The following is a 21,978-nucleotide window of genomic DNA, read 5'->3' as shown; positions in this document are numbered from 1 at the left end:
AAATTTTTAAGTACAAATAAAGTTAATTTTTGCACTTTTATTATTCATAAAATTAAGAACCCATATTAACAATTGAGCTACGAAAGCGTTTCAGTGCAATAAGGAAAAACACACTACCGATTCCTAATAACCACGCATACGAGGTCCAAACCACACTTAAACCAGCCCCTCGATATAAAATTGCTTGCCCTAATTCGACAAAATGGGTGGTAGGTGCAAATAACATAATATTTTGCACCACTTCAGGCATACTTTCTCTTGGCGTACTACCACCAGAAAGCATCTGTAACGGTAGAAGAATCAAAATAAATAGCATCGCAAATTGTGCGGTTGATTTAGCCACCGTCGCCATAAAGATACCGAGTGACGTTGTCACGAATAAATGCAAAGCAGCACCAATTAAAAATAAGGTAATCGAGCCCTCAATTGGCACATTTAACCAACCATGAACAACGACTAACAGTGCACCCCAAGTCGAAACAAGTACCACCAGCCCCATAGACCAAACTTTAGAAATCATGATTTGAAATGGTGTCACAGGCATTGACAGCAAGTGATCAATAGTACCATGCTCACGCTCTTTCATTAACGCCGCACCGGTTAAAATAATCGACAACGTGGTAACAATATTGATAATCTCCATGACAGAACCAAACCAAGAACGGGTTAAATTAGGGTTAAAGGCCGCATGAACCTCAATATTAACTGGCAAACTGGTTGGTTTATCAATTTGATTAAAGTATTTAGTTATTTCGCTGGTGACAATTTGCGTAATATAACCATTACCTACAAAAGCCTGCCCCATTCGGGTTGCATCAATATTCAGTTGAATTTCTGGACTTTGGTTATTTAACACATCACGTTGAAAATTAGGTGGTATATTTAATGCAAAAGTATAACTATCAGTATCCATTCCGCGATCAACTTCATCCATTGAATTTAATTTAACTGGCTTATTAAACATTGGTGGATAAAGCGCTGCGATAATTTGCCTTGATAAAGGCGAATCATCTTCATCAACCACTGCAATTGAAGCATGATGAAGTGAATCTGAAGTTGCGGTAGCGGCGGTATAAATATCCAGCGTAAAGCAGTAGGCGATTAACAATAACATGATTGGATCACGAATCAATCCCCATAACTCTTTAATACCTAAGCGATAAATATTAATAAAACTTTGCATAATATCTATCCTTCTTGTTTTTTGAGGAGGAATATACTTGCGCCAAGTATAATCGGAATAGTAATCAGTAAGGTAAATATTGAGTTATGTAAATCAAAAAATCCTAATGCCTTATTGAAAACACCACGGGCAATAATAAGCATATGGGTTGTTGGATAAACTTCACCAATATATCGCCCACTCCCTTCTAATGATGCTACAGGATTGAGTAACCCCGAAAATTGTATCGCCGGTAACATAGTACCAACACAGGTTAAAAAGATAACCGCAATTTGGCTACGTGTTACTGTCGATGCAAGTAAACCAAAACCAGTAGCAATAATACAATAAGCTAATCCGGCTAAACATAAAGTTAGCAAACTGCCTTTTATCGGTACACCAAATATCGTAACCGCCATAAGTAGCAGCAATAAAAAGCTAAGCATCGAAATAACAATATAAGGAACCTGTTTACCTAATAAAAACTCAGTTCGAGTAACAGGCGTTACATATAAGTTAATTATTGATCCCATCTCTTTTTCACGCACTACGGATAATGCGGCTAACATTGACGGAATCATTAAGAGTAAAATAGGAATGACCGCTGGCACCATCGCTTGCAAACTTTTAATATCCGGATTATAACGATAGCGGGTTTCAATATTTGCCAATGAGCTAGATGCGGTGCCGGTAGTGGTTTTGATTTTGTCACTTAACCACGCAAGGTGCATACCTTGTACATATCCTTTAATCGTGTCGGCACGTAATGGCATGGCGCCATCAATCCAGATACCGATATTAACTGGATCACCACGTTGAATATCACGGCCAAAATTAGGGGGAATTTCAATCGCCAACGCTATCTCATTACTTCTCATCCTATGATCCATATCATCATAATCTGTGATTGGCGGTTTCTCGATAAAATAACGCTTGGAGCCAGATAGATTAGTAATATAGTTTTGACTGGTGATCGTTTGATCACGATCTAAAACTGCAAAATTTAAATCCTCAACATCCATCGTGATACCATAGCCCATCACCAACATTAATATCGCTGAACCTAACAGTGCCAATAAAGCGCGCAATGGATCGCGGGATAACTCAAGTGTTTCACGCCACAAACAACCAATCAAACGAGTTAGACTGAACCCTTGTAGATGATGTGCATTGACTTTAACTTGCTCATTATCATTAGTTACGGCTTTAGGCATTTCGCTAGCTTTTTCATCATTGTTTGTATCATCAGCACCAGCATCAACTAAATATCGAATAAAAGCCTCTTCAAGGGTTTTCGCATCTTTAGAATGAATAATATTATCTGGCGTATCGCTGGCTAAAACCTTACCAGCATGCATTAACGAAATCCTATCACAACGTGCCGCTTCATTCATAAAATGGGTGGTGATAAATACGGTAACTTTATCTTTTCGTGATAGTTCAATAATTAAACGCCAAAAGTCATCACGAGCAATCGGATCGACACCGGAAGTAGGTTCATCAAGAATAAGTATTTCAGGGTTGTGAACCACAGCGACCGATAACGAAAGTCTTTGCTTAACGCCTAACGGTAGACTATCTGGCAAACTTTTCAATTCATTTTCCAGACCAAAACGCTTAACTAACTCCTCAACTCTTGCCGGTATTTTACTTTCTTCAATACCAAATAAACGAGCATGTAACACAAGGTTTTGCTCAACCGTCAATTCACTATAAAGTGAGAACGCCTGCGACATATAACCTAAATGGCGTCTTACATTAATATCACTGGCATCAACTGGTTTACCAAATAACCACGCTTCACCTGATGAAATAGGTAATAGACCGGTTAACATCTTCATGGTGGTTGATTTACCGCAACCATTTGATCCTAAAAAGCCAAAAATCTCGCCTTGCTTTATAGAGAAATTAACATGATCAACCGCAATAAAATCGCCAAATTGCTTAGTTAATCCTTTGGCTTCGATTGCTACTTTTAAATCTTGATTTAAATCTAATGGTGGGATTTCAACGGCCTGATAACCTTCTCTAGCATCTTCAGGCATTAATTGAATAAAAGCATCATCTAAATTATCTTTCGCTGTTTTGGTTAACAGTGCTTGTGGTGTACCAGTTTCAAGGATCTTACCGCCATACATTGCCACTAACCAATCAAAGTTTTGTGCCTCATCCATATACGCGGTAGCAACAATGACACTCATTTGTGGACGTTGCTCACGGATTTTATTAATGAGTTGCCAAAATTGTGCACGAGAGAGCGGATCAACGCCGGTTGTTGGTTCATCAAGAATCAGTAAATCGGGGTCATGAATTAAAGCCGAACATAAACTTACCTTTTGTTTCATTCCGCCAGAAAGACGACCCGCAGGCCGAGATAGAAAAGGATATAAACCAGTGCTTTTAGTTAACTCATCAATACGTCGCCGTCTTTCGGCGGCATCATTACCAAATAGACGGGCAAAAAATTGTAAATTTTCTTCGACTGACAGTGTAGGATAAAGGTTTTTACCTAATCCTTGTGGCATATAAGCAATACGGGTACATACGTTTTGACGATGTGATTTATCTTTCATATCCCCATCTAAAACGTAAACTAATCCCTCTTGGATAACATGCGCGCCGGCGATCAAAGACAATAGGCTCGATTTACCCACCCCATCGGGACCGATCAATCCCACCATACATCTTGGTGGGATGGCAATACTGACATCATTGAGTGCACAAGTTTTTTTATAATGTAATGTTACATTACTGACATTGACAACTGCATCTTCAATGGTTTTACCTTCAGCAAGTAACGTCAAATCCTTTACATCCGATTCTGACATATGCTATCTCCAATTATTTTGTTTGGCATTTTGCAACATCAGATAAACCTGAAGGCCACTCCGTATTAGGATCAAGTCTAACCCATGCAACGCCAGGGAGACCGGTTTTAACATAAGTAATATAACATCTTAACAATTCTGGACTTAATTGTGCTTTAACTCTAAACATCAACTTTTGACGTTCATCTTTGGTTTCAACTGTTTTAGGCGTAAATTGTGCCACACTTGATACAAACGAAATTTTGGCTGAAATAGCTTTATTTGGTAAAGCATCCAACACTAATCTAACTTCATCGCCAATCCCAACCTTGCCGGCAACTGTCTCTGGTAAAAAGAAAGTCAAATAAACATCTGACAGATTAACCAGATTTAACACTTTACCACCAGAAGGTAACACTTCACCTGGTTGGGCTATACGATATTGAATACGGCCATCAACAGGAGCGGTTAAGGTACTATCATTAATATCAGCTTGAATTTGATTAATATTCGCTAACGCTACATTTATCGCTGATTTAGCACTTTCTACGCCAGCTTGAGCAGCTTCAATCGCTGCATCAGCAGCGGTAACTTGTGATTTAGCTGAATCTAATGCGGCTTTGGCACTATTTACTTTAGCCGTATCATCATCAAATTGTTGTACTGAAATCGCCCCTTTTTGATAAAGTGCAGCAGTACGTTGTAAATGCTTATTGGCTATATCTAAGTCACTTTCTCTTTGTGTAACACCAGCTAAAGCAGCAACTTTATCACTCATTTTTAAAGCTACTTGTGCTTTTGATGTCGCTTCATTACTCATAGCTTGTCGATGTTGAGCTTGGGCTTCATTTAATTGCGCTTGTAACGTATCAGTTTGCATAATGACTAGCGGTTGGCCTGCAGTGACAAAATCGCCCTCTTCAACATTAATCTTTTCAATTCTACCGGCTAATTTGGTAGAGATATTGATTTCAGTCGCTTCAATACGTCCGTTGCCACTAGTAAAATCGGCACCATAGCCATCAGGTTTAAATTGCTGCCACAAAATAAAACCAATAACAACAACCACAACTGCAATAACAATCCATTTTTTGTTTATCTGTTTCATGAATAACACCTTATTCTAAAGTGACAAATCTATAATAAACCTTAACGAAAAATTTAACCGTTGAAATCGATTTATTTTCAATATGATCATCATAACAAATGTCTTTTATAAATAACATCAGCTCGCAATACAAACGCAGTAAAAGCTAAAAAATGTAATTTATAATATTAAATATGCCTAGTGTGTATAATGAATGATTAAGATAAATAACTTATTAATTTAATATATCTTATTGATTTAATAAATAGAATGGCGCTAATAGAAAAAATCAAACTTCAAATCAACATAAAATTAATTTGGAGCTATTTTATAAATGTTAAACGATTATTTTGAAAAAGATCATAAATCCGGTCTAAACCGTCTTAATTCTTTTAATGGAATATCACCTTGAACTGAACATTGAATCATGACTTTGCCACTAAACCTATCATATTCAAGAAACAATAAATTTTCAGCAGTGCCTCTTACTGGAGAGTCATTGGTTAATACATGTTTATTGTCAGACCAAACACCATCTTTATAAAATAACGCATTGGCAACATCAAGCGTACCATCAGCCGATATTTGCCAATCAACCCATGGTAACGCACTTTTAATCTCTTCAAAGGTATTATCGGTGTTAAATCCCCAAAAATAGTACTTCAGATGTTCATTGTAAATATATTGGGACTGATCAAAACTTTCGATTTTTAAACCATTAAAGATAATGGGTGGATCAAATGTAAGTCTACTTTTTTTAGGATTATTATTTGATTTAGTGACAAATTTGCTATAACCATTTGGTAAATTTACGATTGGAAAATAATTACGATATATTTTTTTATTTAAATCCGAAAAAAAAGTCTTATCACATTGGGTAAAGCTTTTTAATAAATGACTAAAATCATCATCAAATGATGGATTTTGGGCATTTGCGAAAAATGGCATGAGTAAACCAATAAAACATAATGATTTAATCTTCACTGTCTATTTCCTTATTAGTGATTGATAATAATTTTTTACTTTGAGTAGCTTTAAAATAAGTTATTATATCAATAATGACAAATAATATTTAGCCTATCTTTAACTATAATAGTAGCGAAATATTCAAAGATAAAACAATTAGTTGCTAATCAATAACCGTCTAACAAAATAGCAACAAACTATTGCTAGCTGTGCTGTAAGGAAATATAGTAATTAAATATATTTTTCCCAGCGGACTTATTTAATAAAGGTGATTTTATGGCTCTTCCTTCTTTTTTGACAATTTATAATGAATTAATATCCACGCCAACTATCAGTAATGTAACCAATGAAAAATTAGATTATTCCAATAAACCACTAATTGATAAATTAGCGCAATGGTTTGCTGATTTAGGCTTTACAATTGACATTCAACCTGTACCAAATACTCGTAATAAATTTAACATGTTAGCCACCTATTCCAATAGTGACAATAAAACTCAAGGCGGCCTATTATTAAGTGGTCATAGTGATACAGTGCCATTTGATGATGGGCAATGGACAAAAGATCCATTCAAGTTAACTGAAGAAAATAATAAGCTCTATGGGCTAGGCACTGCAGATATGAAAGGATTTTTTGCATTTATATTAGATGCATTGCGTGATATCGATCTTAAAACATTAACCAAACCAATTTATGTATTAGCGACCGCAGACGAAGAGACATCAATGGCTGGCGCTTCATTTTTTGCCCAACAAACGCAACTACAACCAGACTGCACGATTATCGGCGAACCTACCTCATTGATTCCTATTCGTGCTCATAAAGGATTTATATCTAATTCAATTAAAGTTATTGGTAAGTCAGGCCATTCAAGTGATCCAGACAAAGGTATTAATGCTATCGAAATCATGCATTTAGTGATTGAAAGATTACTTATTTTGAAACAAAAATTCAAAGAACAATATCATAATGATGGCTTTAGCGTACCTTATCCAACCATGAATCTTGGTGTTATTCATGGTGGTGATGCAGCTAATCGTATTTGTGGCTGTTGTGAATTGATTATTGATATTCGGGTTTTACCAGATAACGATATTGACTCACTTTATAATGCCCTTTGTGAAGCATTACAACCCGTTATGGATCAATATCCTAATCGAGTTTCCATCGAATATGAGGTATCACCAATACCGGGCTATGAATGTAAAAAAGATCATCCAGCATTAAATCATATCGAAAAACTGGTTGGTCACACCGCGCAAACCGTTAACTACAGTACTGAAGCACCATATTTAAATCAAATCGCCCCAACCATCGTTTTAGGACCAGGCTCTATTGAGCAAGCTCATCAACCTGATGAATTTATTTCAATGGATTTTTTAAAACCGACCAAATTAACCATTGAAAATTTAATTAAAGATTTTTGTTTATAAAAAGTTCATTCGCCGGCAATGTCGGCGAATCAGCTTAATGCTATTAAAGCACAATAATTCATTATTTTTATATTAAGACGGTATAGACTTCTCAATATTTTTTACAAAAACTTACTTTTTCATCCTACATTTATCACTTAATAAAATTTATTTATAAAGTTATCTAACCACTACAATCATAAATAAAAATTTTCTGTAAATAGTGATACTAAATGATATTAATGAATCATTTTCATTTTAAGACGGTATAGACTCCTCAATATTTTTTACAAATATGGTCATCTTGTTTTAGTGAAAATATACAAGAAAAGTCATGTTTTAGTTATAGTTTTAGCTTTGATTAGACTAGTAATAGCCGACAATGTCGGCGTAATTGATTAAACTTGAAAAGTGGCAAAATCAGTAGCAATTTCAGTATTAGCAAAGATGCTCCTGGCTTCATTAACCAGTTTTTGATTATCTTGAATACTATATCTAGGGCTAATATGCGTTATGATTAACCTTTTAGCATTAGCTTGCTTAGCTATATTGGCAGCGTGTATTGTCGTTGAGTGCCCACGTTCAATGGCTTTTGCCTCAAGAGCTTGCTCTTGAGTGGCCTCATGCACTAATAAATCGACGTTTTCAGCTAAATCAATGGATGCTTGACAAGGGATGGTATCACCCAAAATAGCTACTTTTTTGCCTCGTTTAATATCGCCCTTATAATCCTTACCATTAATCGTTCTTCCATCTTCTAAAGTAACGGTTAAACCTTCTTTTAAATGAGCATAATGTGAACCTATTTGGATGTTATCTTTTTTTAATTTATCAATATCCAGCGTTGCAGGAAGATCCTTTTCAACAATACGATAACCAAAACAAGGGACTCGATGTTGTAATAATTTGGCGTCGACGCGAAATTTATTATCTTCAAACACTAAGCTATCTTGTTCAAGTTCAATAATATTTAAAGGGTAAGTAAGCCATGAAGAACTAATTTCAATCACTGTTTGAATAAATTGTTTAATACCTTTAGGTCCAACTAACGTTAATGCCGATTGCTTTTGCATTAAAGAACGGGTAGTCAACACACCGGGTAAACCAAACAGATGATCACCATGTAAATGCGTCAAAAATATCATCTCCAATTTAGCCAGACTAAATTTAGCCTTTTGCATTTGCATTTGAGTCGCTTCACCGCAATCAAAAAGCCATAACCGCCCTCTTTCTTGCCGAAGATCAAGCATAATACTACTTACATTGCGTTCAGCTGTTGGTGACCCAGCACTCGTTCCTAAAAATGTTAGTTTCATAAAAAATTATACGTTTTTGCGCTCAATGGTTTGTTCACCCCAAAAGAGCTTGTCTGCTTTAGTTTTGGAAAAGGCAAGTTTTAAGACTTCATCGCTACCCTCTTCCCAAATTTGTTCTGCTAATTTTTCATCATCATTAGCGAGTTCAAAAATAGCCTCGGCAATTTCAATAGAGGTTTCACGAATATTTGCCCAAGATCGAATATCATGTATTTCTTTTTTGGTACTATTCATATTTATTCTCCTTATTTGCTAAGATTACAGGTAAAATAAACCCTATTCGCACAAAACACAATAGGTAACACTCTTTATGCTAACTATCATCTCTCCAGCCAAAACCCTTGACTATCAAAGTCCATTAATCTCTACAACCCATACCCTACCCGAATGTTTAGAGGCAACAAAACAACTTATTACTGTTTGTAAAAAGCTAACTAGCGATGATTTAGCTAAATTAATGTCTATCAGCCCCAAACTTGCGGCAGTCAATTATGAAAGATTTCAAAATTGGCATCCTGATTTTAATTTACAAAATGCCAGACAAGCGATCCTAGCGTTTAAAGGCGATGTATACGAAGGTCTACATGTTGAAGATTTTACTGCTAGTGACTTGCAATTTGCGCAATCGCATTTACGTATTCTGTCTGGATTGTATGGATTATTAAGGCCACTTGATTTAATTCAACCTTACCGTTTAGAAATGGGTATCCGGTTAAAAAATGGTGACAATACTAATCTTTACCAATTTTGGGGAGAAAGCTTAACCGATAAACTCAATGAAGAGTTAGCAAAATCATCTCAACCAACTTTAATTAATTTAGCCTCTAATGAATACTTTAAAGCGATACAAGTTAAACACCTAAATGGCAAAATTATTCAACCGATATTTTTAGATAAAACCAAAGATGACTATAAAGTGATCAGCTTTTACGCCAAAAAAGCGCGCGGATTAATGAGCCGATTTATTATAAAAAATAGCATTAATAATTGTAATGATATTAAAAGTTTTAATTTAGATGGCTATCAATTTGATTCTAATCGCTCAACTGAATTAGAATGGTACTTCACCAGAAAACATGTATAGAAAGATATATTAAGATGGAATTTTTAATCACATTATGGCAGCAGTTTTTAACGACCTTACCTTTATTTATCTTAATTTTGTTAGGTTATATTGCTGTAAAAATGGGCCGTTGGCAAAAAACGGTAACCGATAGTGTAACTAAATTCACTTTTTATATTGCTTTCCCTATTATGCTCTTTCAAATTATGAGCCACTTTTCTGAACATTCAGAAATCGATATTAATCTATTATTAGTATTTTTTGGTGGCTCATTTATTGTTTTTGCCTTGAGTTGCTTTATTGCGGTTAAATTTTTTAAACTTAATGGTTCTGAAAGTACCATGTTTGCTATGGGTGGAATTTACACAAATACGGTATTTGTTGGTATTCCAATTATCAATATGTTATTGGGTGAAAAAGCGATTCCCATAGTCGCCATTATAGTAATATTTAATGCTTTAATTTTATGGACTTTAGCAACAGTATCCATTGAATTTGTGCAAATGGGTAAACTATCAAGCAAAGGGTTTATTAAAGCCTTTAAAAATGTATCGAAAAATCCAATCATCATCGGCATATTTGTCGGTATAGCGGTTAATTACATCGGTATACCTTTACCTATATTTATCGAAAAATCGACCAAAATGGTCAGTGATATGACCGCACCGCTATCATTAATCGTATTAGGTATGGGGCTGGCTGAATATAAAATTCGTAATGATCTCCATATTACTATAGCAATCTGTATTATCAAGCTATTTGTGTTACCAATTGCGACTTATATTTTAGGTAAATTGTTAGGATTACCTCTTTTAGAACTACAAGTTATCGTATTATTAAGTTCCGTATCGATTGCGATAAATTGCTATATGATGGCAAGACAGTTTGAGGTTTTACAAGGACCTATCGCATCTAGCTTATTGATATCAACGGCGTTGTCATCGATAACAACACCGTTAATTCTATCAATAATGTTACAGTTACCTTTTGCTTAAGATTAACTTATTTCACCGCAAAATTTTTGAATTTGTGGTGTAAAATCAAGGCAAAAACAATAACTGCACTACCAATAGTGAATCGACCCCAATCTATTGATTGGTGCCAAATAACAACATTAACTAAAATACCAGCCGGAATAACCAAATTATTCATAATTGCCAATGTACCAGAATCGACTTTAGTCGCGCCTAAATTCCATAAGAAATAACATAATCCTGAAGCCACAATACCTAACCAAATAATAATCCCCCACTGTAATTGAGTGGTAGGCAGTTTGTCAGCATTACCAAATAATAACCAACCAATAGTTGCTACAACTATTGCCCCAAAATAGACCCAGGCAAAAGCTTGATGTTGCGGTAATGGATAGAGTTCCATAATACGTTTATAACCGACTTGTCCTAAAGCAAAGACGACATTGGCACCCTGAATTAATAAAAAGCCAATGATAAAATCACGACTGATGTGGTCATAACGGATAATTGCCGCACCAATTACCGCTATAATGGCCGTTAATAAATAATTAAGTCTTAGTCGATGCCCTTGTAGTAAATCATAAATAATAGTGACATAAATTGGTGTTGAAATGGTAAATAATAAAACCTCTGGTACCGAAATATATTGGAATGAGTTGTAATAAAAGAAGTACATAATTCCTAATTGGCATGCACCTACTCCCATCAAAAGCAACATCTGCTTTACAGAGACATTTTTAAAACGTAAAAAAGGGATAAAGGTAATAAAAGCCAACAAAACGCGCATGACAACCGCAAACCAAGTATCAACTTGACCACTTAAATAAACCGCAATAAAACTAAATGAAAACGACCAAACAATGGTGACAAAAATAAGGTAATACATCGCAAATTTGTACCGAAAATAAAAAGTCAGGCATGGTAACAATTCGTTTTAACAATGTAAACAATAATTAAAACCAAATGTTTACCAATGGTAAAAAATTTTGCCGAACAAACCTTTTTAAGTACAAAATTAACAACTAAACTGCTAAAAAGGTCATTATTATGGCATAATGTGAGCTAAATCACATTTTTGCCAGTTACTTTAAATCTCATAAAGAGCTTTATGGTTTAGTTGCAAATCAATTCGAGAGTAATTATTAGTGTTAACAACAAGCAATATCACAATGCAATTCGGCAGTAAGCCACTATTTGAAAATATTTCCGTCAAATTTGGTAATGGTAATCGTTATGGATTAATTGGCGCCAATGGGAGTGGTAAATCAACTTTTATGAAAATTATTGGTGGCGATTTAGTGCCAACTTCAGGCAATGTATCGCTTGATCCACATGAAAGATTGGGTAAATTACGCCAAGATCAATTTGCTTTCGAGGAGTTTACTGTTCTCGATACTGTAATTATGGGACATACAGAATTATGGCAAATCAAGCAAGAACGTGATCGCATTTACTCGTTAGCAGAAATGAGTGAGGAAGACGGTTTTAAAGTCGCTGATTTAGAGACCCAATATGCCGAAATGGATGGTTATAGTGCGGAGGCCAGAGCTGGTGAATTATTGCTTGGAGTTGGTATTCCTATTGAACAACATTATGGCCTAATGAGCGAAATTGCTCCAGGTTGGAAACTACGGGTATTATTAGCCCAAGCGCTATTTTCAAATCCGGATATTTTATTACTCGACGAACCAACCAATAACTTAGATATTGATACTATCCGTTGGTTGGAAGATACCTTAAATGAACGTGAAAGCACGATGATCATCATTTCGCATGATCGCCATTTCCTTAATATGGTCTGTACCCATATGGCCGATATGGATTATGGTGAACTTCGTATTTATCCTGGCAATTATGATGATTATATGACTGCTGCTACTCAAGCAAGAGAACGTTTATTAGCTGATAATGCAAAAAAGAAAGCTCAAATAAGTGAATTACAATCCTTCGTCAGTCGCTTTAGTGCTAATGCTGCTAAATCAAAACAAGCAACGTCACGAGCGAGACAAATTGAAAAAATAAAATTGGAAGAAGTCAAAGCATCCAGCCGACAAAATCCATTTATTCGCTTTGAGCAAGATAAAAAACTGTTTCGTAATGCACTAGTGGTGGAAAATCTCACTAAAGGTTTCGATAATGGTCCTTTATTTAAAAATCTTAATCTCATGGTCGAAGTTGGCGAAAAAGTAGCAATTTTAGGGACTAACGGTATCGGTAAAACTACCCTACTTAAAACCTTGATGAATGAATTAACACCAGAACAAGGTGATATTAAATGGTCAGAAAATGCCAATATTGGTTATTATGCGCAAGATCATGAATATGAGTTTGAACAGGACTTAACTGTATTTGAATGGATGAGTCAATGGAAACAACCTAATGATGATGAACAAGCGGTACGAAGTATTTTAGGTCGATTATTGTTCTCACAAGATGATATTAAAAAGCAAGTTAAAGTTCTATCTGGTGGTGAAAAAGGCCGTATGCTGTTTGGCAAATTGATGATGCAACGACCAAATATCATTGTCATGGATGAACCTACCAATCACCTTGATATGGAATCGATCGAATCATTAAATATGGCATTAGAGCTTTATCAAGGAACGTTATTTTTTGTATCGCATGACCGCGAATTTGTCAGCTCACTGGCTAGCCGTATTATTGAAATCACGCCAGAAAAAGTGATTGATTATACCGGAAACTATGAAGATTACTTGCGAAGTCAAGGCATCGAATAAAGGTGCATAAAAAGCAATAAAAATAGCCACATAAGTGGCCATTTTTTTATTGGCTGGTTATAAAAAATTAAAAATCTAATTCATCCCACCAAATATCGATTAAAGCGCTGGTTTTAACATTTTTTAAACCATGACTCTCAAGCCATTTAGTGACATTGTCACGATCCTCTTCAGTACAGTTACCTAATTTTTGGGTACAAATAATCCCCTTCCAAGTCAAATAACCACTTCCTTCGTAGGCCAAACCATTAGCTTGTATTGCTTCAACGATAAATTGATCGACAACGTTATCGATAGTTTCTTCATTGGTACCTTCGGCAAATGACCAGCTTACAGTAAAACCTAACTCTTTAAATTCTTCAATATGTAATTTTTTTCTTAAACGACGACTGCGATTAACCTTAGCCATAATAATATCCTTCTACTTTTTAATAATTTAGTTAGTTTTAGAATGTGTATGATGGCTTGATTGCTTCATACTATTCTGATGATTTTTAGAAGTTCGAGATTTATCAGCACTTCTTCTTTTTGTCGGAGCTCGTCTGGCTGGCGCTTTTTTGACTGGCTCCGCTTTAATTCGAGGATCGACTTCAAATCCTTGAGTAAAAATTTCTGGAATCGGCTTTCTAAGTAATTTCTCAATTGATTTTAATTGAGGAAGTTCATCAATACAAACCAGCGATATAGCTTGACCTTGATTTTGCGCTCGCCCTGTTCGACCAATTCGATGAACATAATCTTCTGCTACTTGTGGCAGCTCATAATTAATAACATAAGGTAATAACTCAATATCCAATCCTCTGGCGGCAATATCTGTAGCAACTAATGCTCGTATTTGTCCCGACTTAAAATCAGCTAACGCTTTCGTTCTGGCGCCCTGACTCTTATTACCATGAATTGCCGACGCTTTAATGCCATCTTTTGTTAATTGTTCTGCTAAGTGATTAGCGCCATACTTGGTTCGAGTAAAAATTAACACCTGTTGCCATTGATTTTTGCCAATTAAATAAGAGAGCAATTCACGCTTACGGCGCTTATCCACCCGATGCACATATTGGGTAATTTGCTCAGATGCACTATTGGTTTTCGCCACAGCAATCGATTCAGGCGAATTTAAGATGGTATTAGCTAATCCTTTTATCTCGTCAGAAAAGGTGGCAGAAAAAAGTAAATTTTGGCGTTTTTTCGGTAATTTAGCAATCACGCGGCGGATATCATGGATAAAGCCCATATCTAACATACGATCGGCCTCATCTAGAACTAAAATTTTTACCGGCGAAAGATCGACAGCATTTTGGTGCACTAAATCTAATAATCGTCCTGGAGTGGCAATTAAAATATCCACCCCACCGCGAAGTTTCATCATTTGAGAATTAATACTAACACCACCAAATACTACTAATGAACGAATAGATAAATAACGGCTATAATCACGAATATTTTCACCGATTTGCGCTGCTAGCTCACGTGTTGGTGCTAAAATTAAGGCATATAAAGGGCGTTTACCTTTCCTTGGTTCTGAGTTAGCTGAATTTTTTAATTGCATTTGATGCAATTTTTGCAATATGGGTAAACCAAAACCAGCAGTTTTACCGGTACCGGTTTGGGCACTAGCCATTAAATCTTTACCTGACAGTATTACGGGAATAGCTTGTTGTTGGATAGGAGTGGGATCGGTATAGTGTTGTTCTTCAATAGCTTTTAAAATCTTGGCATCTAAGCCAAGAGAGTCAAATGACATGTAATGATTCCTAAATAATCGAAAAAATGAATAATCGTAAACATTATAAAGCAATTTGATAATAATTGTCTGATTATTTTATCTTTTCATTGCTAGTTATTTAATATATGCTACCATTTTAGTAAATAACCCTATAAAGTTTAGAGTTATTCATCGCTTAAAATTTATTCATAGTGTTTTGCTTATATTTTAAGCGATTTGCGTAGTCAATATTGATTATCATTATCATTTATTGTATTGTTGCTACCCCAAAATATAATTATTTTATGGAATAGGTATGTCTTTTAACTTTCCTCATTTAAAAAAATTACTTATCGTCTTGGTCTTAAGTTGCTTTAGCCTTAATTGTTTAGCCAAAGATGATATTACTTTCGCAAATTTTCGTGATATTCGTGATTTAAATCCACATTTATATTCAGGTGAAATGTGGGCACAAAATATGTTGTATGAATCATTAGTTCACTATAATGAAGATGGAACTTTTTCTCCATGGCTGGCAGAAAGCTGGACTATCACTAACGAAGGTAAAACTTACACCTTCAAATTAAGAAAAGATGTCACATTCAGTGATGGAGCAAAATTTGATGCGCACAGTGCCAAACTGAATTGGGATGCCGTGTTATCTAACAAAGTTCGTCATACTTGGTTAGAAATGGTGCGTTTAATAACTGAAGTCAAAGCGGTAGATGATTATACTCTTGAGGTTAATCTTTCTGAGCCTTACTACCCGTTCATGATTGAAATTGCCGTCACTCGCCCTATGCGATTTATTTCCCCAAATTCTATGATTGATGGTGAAACTAAAAATGGCGTGAAATCTTATATTGGTACCGGCCCATATGTTTTAGGTGATCATAAGAAAGATCAGTATGCAGTATTTAATGCCAATCCAACTTATTGGGGTACTAAACCGTTACTGAAAAAAGTGACTATGAAAGTAATCGCAGATAATCAAAGTCGACTAATGGCTCTTGAAAAAGGTGAAATCGATCTGATTTATGGTAAAAATATGGTTGATGCGGATTCATTTGAGCGTTTTTCTAGCATGGATAAGTTTCAAACCTTAATGTCAAAACCGGTTTCCAGTCGAATTGTTTTAATGAATACGACGAGAAGCCAATTGAGTGATGTTAATGTCCGCCAAGCTATTGAACATATTATCAGTAAGAAAGATATCTCAGAAGGTATATTCAATAATAGCGAAGCTCCAGCGGATACGTTGATGGCAACCAATATTCCTTATGCCAACATTGGTTTAAAACCATATGTATACGATACAAAATTAGCTGAAACACTACTGGATAAAGCTGGCTGGCAAAAAGTTAAAGGTGAAGATTATCGCCAAAAAGATGGTAAAACGTTTGAGATCACTCTTTATTATGATAGTAATACTGCCTCTCAAAAAACTATTGCACAATATATGCAAGACGAATTTGAGCAAGTGGGATTAAAGCTTAATATTCATGGTGAAGAAGAGCAAGGTTATCGTGATCGCCAAAAAGCGGGTGATTTTGATATGGTATTCGATATTTCTTGGGGAACACCATATGATCCGCAATCATTTTTGTCAGGAATGAAATTACCGGTTTATGGTGATTATATGGCGCAACAAGGCTTGAAAGAAAAACCACAAATTGATGCGAGTATTAGTAAAGCATTAATTTCAACTGATGAAAAAGAGCGACAAGATCTATTCCGTTATGTGCTAGAAACCTTGCATAATGAAGCGGTTTATATTCCGCTGACTTATGAGCGTAATCGTGCGATTGCGGTTAAATCTCTAAAAGGAATTGAGTTCGCCCCTTCTCAATTTGATATTCCATTTGAGAAAATGCATTTTTAATAAACTAATATTATTGACCAATAATGTTAAATTATATTATTAAACGTTTAACCATGATGATACCGATATTATTCGGTATCTCTTTTATCGCTTTTTTTCTTATTAATTTAGCTCCATCCGATCCTGCAGAAGTTGCATTACGCTTAAACGAAATCATGCCAACACCAGATGCTATTGAAAGTATGCGTCAAGAATTGGGATTGAATAAACCTTTTTTAGAACGCTATTTTATTTGGCTATATGATGTTTTACATCTTGATTTTGGTCGTTCATTTATTCATCGAGATAGACTCGTTTGGGATGAGATGATCCGCAGTTTAATTCCAACATTAATTTTAGCGATGTCGGCATTTACATTAACACTTATCATCAGTTTAATTTTAGGTGTTTTATGTGCCATCTTTGCCAACTCAGCGTTTGATCATATTGTTCGAATTATTATCTTCTTGGGTACTGCAATGCCTAGTTATTGGTTAGGTTTACTCTTTATTTGGCTATTTGCCAATTATTTAGATTTACTGCCAACCAACGGTTACGGAACATGGCAAAATCTCATTTTACCTACCTTAACCTTATCATTTGTCTATATCTCAACTTATATTCGTTTTATCCGTAATAATATGTTGGAAAATATGCATAATTATTCGGTGTTTTATGCTCGTAGCCGTGGTTTAAAAGAAACAACGATAATTGTTAAACATGTGTTAGTTAATTCTCTACATACTACTATCACGGCTTTAGGTATGACTATTCCGCAATTAATAGCTGGATCTTTTGTCGTCGAATATATCTTTTCGTGGCCAGGACTTGGGCGTTTATGTATAGCAGCTATCATGAACCGTGATTATCCGGTCATTCAAGCTTATATTCTTATCATGGCTATTCTATTTGTAGTTTGTAATTTTATTGTTGATATCATTCATCAATGGTTAGATCCACGATTACGAGATAATGGTGGTGCCGTATGAATATAACTAAACAACTAATTAACAATAAAACAGCTTTAATCTGTTTAATCATCATCACAACAATTGTTATATTAGGTATTTTAGCACCTTATATCGCACCGTATGATCCCAATAAAGTTCGTATTGTGCGTAAATATGCCGCCATGTCTAGTCAACATTGGCTTGGTTGTGATCATCTTGGTCGCGATATTTTATCGCGTTTGCTTTATGGTATCCGTTCTACGCTGTTTTTATCCTTACTTACCATGATCATCACTATCGTAGTTGGTAGTCTGATTGGCCTTATCTCAGGTTATCAACGAGGCAAACTTGATGAATGCATCATGCGCCTTTGTGACATTATGCTGTCATTTCCTAGTCAAGTTATGATTTTAGCGATTGTTGGTGTGTTAGGTGTAGGTATTGAAAACGTCATTATCGCCAATATTGTGGTTAAATGGGCATGGTATAGCCGTATGATTCGTAGTTCAGTCATAAAATATAGCCGAAAAAATTATATCCTTTTTTCACGTGCAATTGGCGCACCACATTCGTTTATTATTTGCCGTCATTTATTACCTAATGTTATTTCAGAGCTGGTAATATTAGCAACCTTAGATACCGGTTGGGTGATCTTAAATATCTCAGCACTATCCTTTATTGGATTAGGTGTTCAAGCACCTACTGCCGAGTGGGGGTTAATGTTAAGTGAAGCGAAAAATGTCATGACTCAACATCCGATGCAGATGGTCTTTCCTGGTATTGCAATTTTAATTGTCGTTGCAGCATTTAATATGTTAGGTGATTGTTTAAGAGATATTTTAGATCCTAAGGACCAAAAGCATGAGTAGCTCGCTATTAGAAGTCAATAAACTTACGGTTACTCTCGACAATGGTAACAAGCTATTAGATGATGTCTCATTTACAATTAATCGTCATTCATGTTTAGGTATTGTTGGTGAAAGTGGCAGTGGCAAAAGTTTAACATGTAAAGCCATTATCGGATTGTTAGAGCCCTATTTTAATGTGTCAGGTCAAATATTATTTAGGCCACACCAAGCTAAACTAACCTTAGCTAATAATGGTGATCTATTACAACAGAATAAACAGACCTTAAAGCAGATACGTGGTAAGGTAATTTCGATAATATTACAACATCCTATGAGTGCCTTCGATCCGCTATATTGTATTGGCAAGCAAGTAGTTGAAACACTGCAAGCACATCAAGATATTAACAAAAAGCAAGCCATGACAAAAGCGTTAGAAATGATTGAAAATATTGGCCTTAATAATCCACAAGAGATCTATAAAAAATATCCTCATCAATTAAGTGGTGGCATGTTACAGAGAATAATGATTGGTTTGGCATTAATGCTTGAACCAGAACTCATCATTGCTGATGAACCCACTACAGCACTTGATTCAATTAGCCAATTTCATATTTTAAAAATGTTTACCGAAATAAAACAGAACTCGAAAACAACCGTGATTTTTATCTCTCATGATTTAGGTGTGATTCATCATATTGCTGATGATATTATTGTGATGAATAAAGGGAAGATTGTGGAATCAGGTAGTCGTGAACAAATTTTTTACCATCCTCAACATGACTATACTCGTTACTTGATAGACACACGTAAACAGTTATTAAATAAGTTCAATGCTATTATTGGTTTCAATAATCCAAATTTGATCACGGAGACAACTTAATGCCACCGTTATTACAAGTTGAAAATGTAAAAAAATCTTTTTTACAACCGAATCAAAATCTGTTTAGCCGAAATAAGAATACCGTCATCAATGGCGTTTCATTCGAACTAAAACAAGGTGAATGTCTTGGCATTATTGGCGAAAGTGGTAGTGGTAAAAGCACATTAGGTAAACTGATTTTAGGTTTAGAAAAACCTGATAGTGGTAACATCTATTTTAATGGTCAGGATATAGCTAAACGGGCTTGGAAAAAGTCAGCAATGCGTAAAGATATCAGTGCGGTATTTCAAGATTATAATGCCTCAGTCAATCCGTATTTTACTGCCGCCCAGATTATTGCTGAACCGATTGACATCTATGAAAAACTAGCCAAAAATGACCGTAAGCTGCGTATTAACGCTTTATTAGAACAAGTCGGTTTAGACAGCTCTTTTTATAATCGTTTTGCTCACCAAATGAGTGGTGGTCAATTACAGCGTGTTTGCATTGCCAGAGCAATTGCCTGTTCTACGCAATTTATCTTATTTGATGAAGCTGTGAGTTCATTAGATATCTCAGTACAAACCCAAATATTGTCACTACTTGCCGATTTACAAAAGCAATTAAATCTTACCAGTATTTTTATCACCCATGACCTAACGACCATTACTTATCTTTGTAACAAAGTGGCATTTTTTTATAAAGGTGAGATCATTGAATATATTGATAGTATAGACAAACTTAATCAAGTCAAAAACCCTTACTCTATCCAACTTCTCGAATCAGTTTTAGGTTTTTAAAAAATGGCAAACGCATCAATATCAAATCAACAGTATCAGTTTATTGATTATCTTAAATTAGTGATTCCCTTTGTACTGTCAACTATCACCACTCCCCTGCTTGGCGTAGTTGATACTGCTTTAGTTGGTCATTTACCTAATCCTGCTTTTATTGCTGGCATTGCCATAGGAACAGTAATATTCAATACCATTTACTGGTTATTTGGCTTTTTAAGAGTCAGTACCACAGGTTTCGCAGCTCAAGCCTTGGATAACGCATTATTACTAAAATCTTCGCTTATTCGCCCCCTATTTATTGCGATTTTTTTAGGTTTGGTATTTATTATTTTTCAAAAGTTCATTTTTTCTGCTTCAATGCAGATCATTAATCCTAATCAAGAAGTTCAACACTATGCTGATAGCTATTTTTCCGTATTAATTTGGGGAGCTCCTTTTGTGCTTATCAATTATGTGTTAGTTGGTTGGTTAATGGGTATCTCTAAAGTGAAAGCAGTATTATTTTTGCAAGTTTTCATCAATGTACTTAATATCATAATGGCGATGCTTTTTGTCTGGTGGTTTCGTTGGGACATCAAAGGAGTCGCATTCGCAACGTTAATCGCCCAAATAAGTTGTTCTTTAATCGGGATTTTGTTCATCTATCGATATCTACCGAAAACGCATCAAAAAACCGACTTAAAAGCTATTTTGTCATGGCAATCATTAAAAGGGGTCATTTTAGTCAATACCAATCTAATGATAAGGACTATCTGTTTATTAATCGTCACCAATCATTTTATTTCGATTGGCTCAACATTCGATACCGAAGTATTAGCCGCTAATGCCGTCTTATTTCAGATCCATTATATGATGGCATATCTGTTTGATGGTTTTGCTAATGCATCAAGTGTATTTAGTGGTCGCGCGAAGGGTAATCAAAATATGGATCTCTATAACCAAACTCTACGCTGGTCATTGCAAGCCTGTTTTATTTGCCCAATTATAATAATTGCTATTTGGTTGGCGTTTGACACCTCAATTATCAAGCTACTTACTAATCAAACGGAAATTATAAATCTAACTCTGCAATATCAATCATGGTTAATTATATTCCCTATCGTTTCCGCGGGTGGATTGATCTATTATGGTGTTTTTTCCGGTATTAGTTACACTTCATCCATCCGTGATTCAATGTTATTAGCGTTATTGCTTTGGTTGATAGCACAATATTTTGCAGTGCCAGTTTGGGGAAATCATGGATTATGGCTGGCTTACAGTTTATTTAGTTTTGGCCGAACAATATTTTTAGTTATTTGGATTAAAAAATCGCGCAGCTATATTACTGCTTAATGGCGCATTATCGCAGGTTTTTAATCAGATAATCGCCCTAGTAGCAAGTATTTTAGTACAAATTTGAAACTATCTTTTTCGATTAAACAGGCGTAAAATTTGC

General features: G+C 35.3%; 19 protein-coding genes. 10 read left to right on the top strand and 9 right to left on the bottom strand.

The annotated features are described in order from the left end of the window. Window positions 1-52 precede the first annotated feature (52 nt). The 4 genes from AC5LXI_RS07930 to AC5LXI_RS07915 all read right to left on the bottom strand — a co-directional run bounded on the left by AC5LXI_RS07930 (window position 53) and on the right by AC5LXI_RS07915 (window position 6,040). Window positions 53-1,183, bottom strand: coding sequence for an ABC transporter permease (locus AC5LXI_RS07930; RefSeq protein WP_065651165.1), 1,131 nt, complete (start codon window positions 1,181-1,183; stop codon window positions 53-55). Between the two features lie 5 nt (window positions 1,184-1,188). Continuing rightward, window positions 1,189-3,990, bottom strand: coding sequence for a ribosome-associated ATPase/putative transporter RbbA (rbbA, locus tag AC5LXI_RS07925; protein ID WP_493441847.1), 2,802 nt, complete (start codon window positions 3,988-3,990; stop codon window positions 1,189-1,191). Window positions 3,991-4,003: 13 nt separating this feature from the next. Next, window positions 4,004-5,077 (bottom strand): HlyD family secretion protein, encoded by a 1,074-nt coding sequence (locus tag AC5LXI_RS07920; RefSeq protein ID WP_493441846.1) that lies wholly within the window; start codon window positions 5,075-5,077, stop codon window positions 4,004-4,006. A gap of 339 nt (window positions 5,078-5,416) precedes the next feature. Continuing rightward, on the bottom strand, window positions 5,417-6,040 hold the full coding sequence (locus AC5LXI_RS07915) for a hypothetical protein (RefSeq protein WP_493441845.1): 624 nt from the start codon (window positions 6,038-6,040) through the stop codon (window positions 5,417-5,419). A 258-nt stretch (window positions 6,041-6,298) separates the two neighbouring features. On the opposite strand from AC5LXI_RS07915, the gene argE reads away from it, so the two are divergent. Then, window positions 6,299-7,456: an acetylornithine deacetylase gene (gene argE, locus AC5LXI_RS07910; RefSeq protein WP_493441844.1), complete on the top strand. Its 1,158-nt coding sequence runs from the start codon at window positions 6,299-6,301 to the stop codon at window positions 7,454-7,456. 377 nt (window positions 7,457-7,833) lie between these two features. Here argE and rnz read toward each other — a convergent pair whose 3' ends face one another. Together rnz and AC5LXI_RS07900 are read right to left on the bottom strand one after the other, a co-directional pair. Next, window positions 7,834-8,751 (bottom strand): ribonuclease Z, encoded by a 918-nt coding sequence (rnz, locus tag AC5LXI_RS07905; protein WP_493441843.1) that lies wholly within the window; start codon window positions 8,749-8,751, stop codon window positions 7,834-7,836. A 6-nt stretch (window positions 8,752-8,757) separates the two neighbouring features. Beyond that, entirely contained in the window at window positions 8,758-8,985 is a 228-nt protein-coding gene (locus AC5LXI_RS07900; RefSeq protein ID WP_086357582.1) for a YccJ family protein, read from the bottom strand. Window positions 8,986-9,061: 76 nt separating this feature from the next. Here AC5LXI_RS07900 and yaaA point away from each other — a divergent pair, with 76 nt between their 5' ends. Together yaaA and AC5LXI_RS07890 are read left to right on the top strand one after the other, a co-directional pair. Next, the gene (gene yaaA, locus AC5LXI_RS07895) at window positions 9,062-9,835 is read left to right on the top strand and encodes a peroxide stress protein YaaA (protein WP_493441842.1); all 774 of its coding nucleotides are present in this window, start codon (window positions 9,062-9,064) and stop codon (window positions 9,833-9,835) included. 14 nt (window positions 9,836-9,849) lie between these two features. After that, window positions 9,850-10,809 (top strand): AEC family transporter, encoded by a 960-nt coding sequence (locus tag AC5LXI_RS07890; protein ID WP_165754914.1) that lies wholly within the window; start codon window positions 9,850-9,852, stop codon window positions 10,807-10,809. 7 nt (window positions 10,810-10,816) lie between these two features. Here the strand turns inward: AC5LXI_RS07890 and AC5LXI_RS07885 are convergent, their stop codons facing one another. Further along, window positions 10,817-11,674, bottom strand: a complete 858-nt coding sequence (locus AC5LXI_RS07885) for a carboxylate/amino acid/amine transporter (protein ID WP_493441841.1) — start codon at window positions 11,672-11,674, stop codon at window positions 10,817-10,819. A 259-nt stretch (window positions 11,675-11,933) separates the two neighbouring features. On the opposite strand from AC5LXI_RS07885, the gene AC5LXI_RS07880 reads away from it, so the two are divergent. Then, window positions 11,934-13,526, top strand: a complete 1,593-nt coding sequence (locus tag AC5LXI_RS07880) for an ABC-F family ATPase (protein WP_065651174.1) — start codon at window positions 11,934-11,936, stop codon at window positions 13,524-13,526. A gap of 67 nt (window positions 13,527-13,593) precedes the next feature. Here the strand turns inward: AC5LXI_RS07880 and AC5LXI_RS07875 are convergent, their stop codons facing one another. Together AC5LXI_RS07875 and rhlE are read right to left on the bottom strand one after the other, a co-directional pair. Beyond that, complete coding sequence (locus tag AC5LXI_RS07875; protein ID WP_086356924.1) at window positions 13,594-13,935, bottom strand: YggL family protein; 342 nt, start codon at window positions 13,933-13,935, stop codon at window positions 13,594-13,596. 27 nt (window positions 13,936-13,962) lie between these two features. Beyond that, window positions 13,963-15,267, bottom strand: a complete 1,305-nt coding sequence (gene rhlE, locus AC5LXI_RS07870; RefSeq protein WP_493441840.1) for an ATP-dependent RNA helicase RhlE — start codon at window positions 15,265-15,267, stop codon at window positions 13,963-13,965. Window positions 15,268-15,544: 277 nt separating this feature from the next. Between rhlE and nikA the strand changes: the two genes are divergently transcribed. From nikA to AC5LXI_RS07840, 6 genes are read left to right on the top strand one after another with little or no spacing between them, the layout of a single operon-like run. Then, window positions 15,545-17,110, top strand: coding sequence for a nickel ABC transporter substrate-binding protein (nikA, locus tag AC5LXI_RS07865; protein ID WP_493441839.1), 1,566 nt, complete (start codon window positions 15,545-15,547; stop codon window positions 17,108-17,110). 23 nt (window positions 17,111-17,133) lie between these two features. After that, window positions 17,134-18,078 carry a nickel/cobalt ABC transporter permease gene (gene opp1B / locus AC5LXI_RS07860; protein WP_086356927.1) on the top strand — a complete coding sequence of 315 codons (945 nt, stop codon included), beginning with the start codon at window positions 17,134-17,136 and terminating at the stop codon, window positions 18,076-18,078. Between the two features lie 2 nt (window positions 18,079-18,080). Further along, window positions 18,081-18,908, top strand: coding sequence for a nickel/cobalt ABC transporter permease (gene opp1C, locus AC5LXI_RS07855; protein WP_493444277.1), 828 nt, complete (start codon window positions 18,081-18,083; stop codon window positions 18,906-18,908). Further along, the gene (locus AC5LXI_RS07850; protein ID WP_493441838.1) at window positions 18,901-19,767 is read left to right on the top strand and encodes an ABC transporter ATP-binding protein; all 867 of its coding nucleotides are present in this window, start codon (window positions 18,901-18,903) and stop codon (window positions 19,765-19,767) included. The genes opp1C and AC5LXI_RS07850 overlap by 8 nt, the downstream gene beginning before the upstream one ends. Next, window positions 19,767-20,546, top strand: coding sequence for an ABC transporter ATP-binding protein (locus AC5LXI_RS07845; RefSeq protein WP_493441837.1), 780 nt, complete (start codon window positions 19,767-19,769; stop codon window positions 20,544-20,546). The genes AC5LXI_RS07850 and AC5LXI_RS07845 overlap by 1 nt, the downstream gene beginning before the upstream one ends. A 3-nt stretch (window positions 20,547-20,549) precedes the next feature. Further along, a complete protein-coding gene (locus AC5LXI_RS07840) occupies window positions 20,550-21,875 on the top strand; it encodes an MATE family efflux transporter (RefSeq protein ID WP_493441836.1) in 1,326 nt (441 codons plus the stop codon). Window positions 21,876-21,978 lie beyond the last annotated feature (103 nt).

The sequence above is a fragment of the Gilliamella sp. LMG 34361 genome (assembly GCF_984569075.1).
Note: the sequence above shows the minus strand (reverse complement) of the source record. Positions and strands in the feature narration are given on the sequence as shown.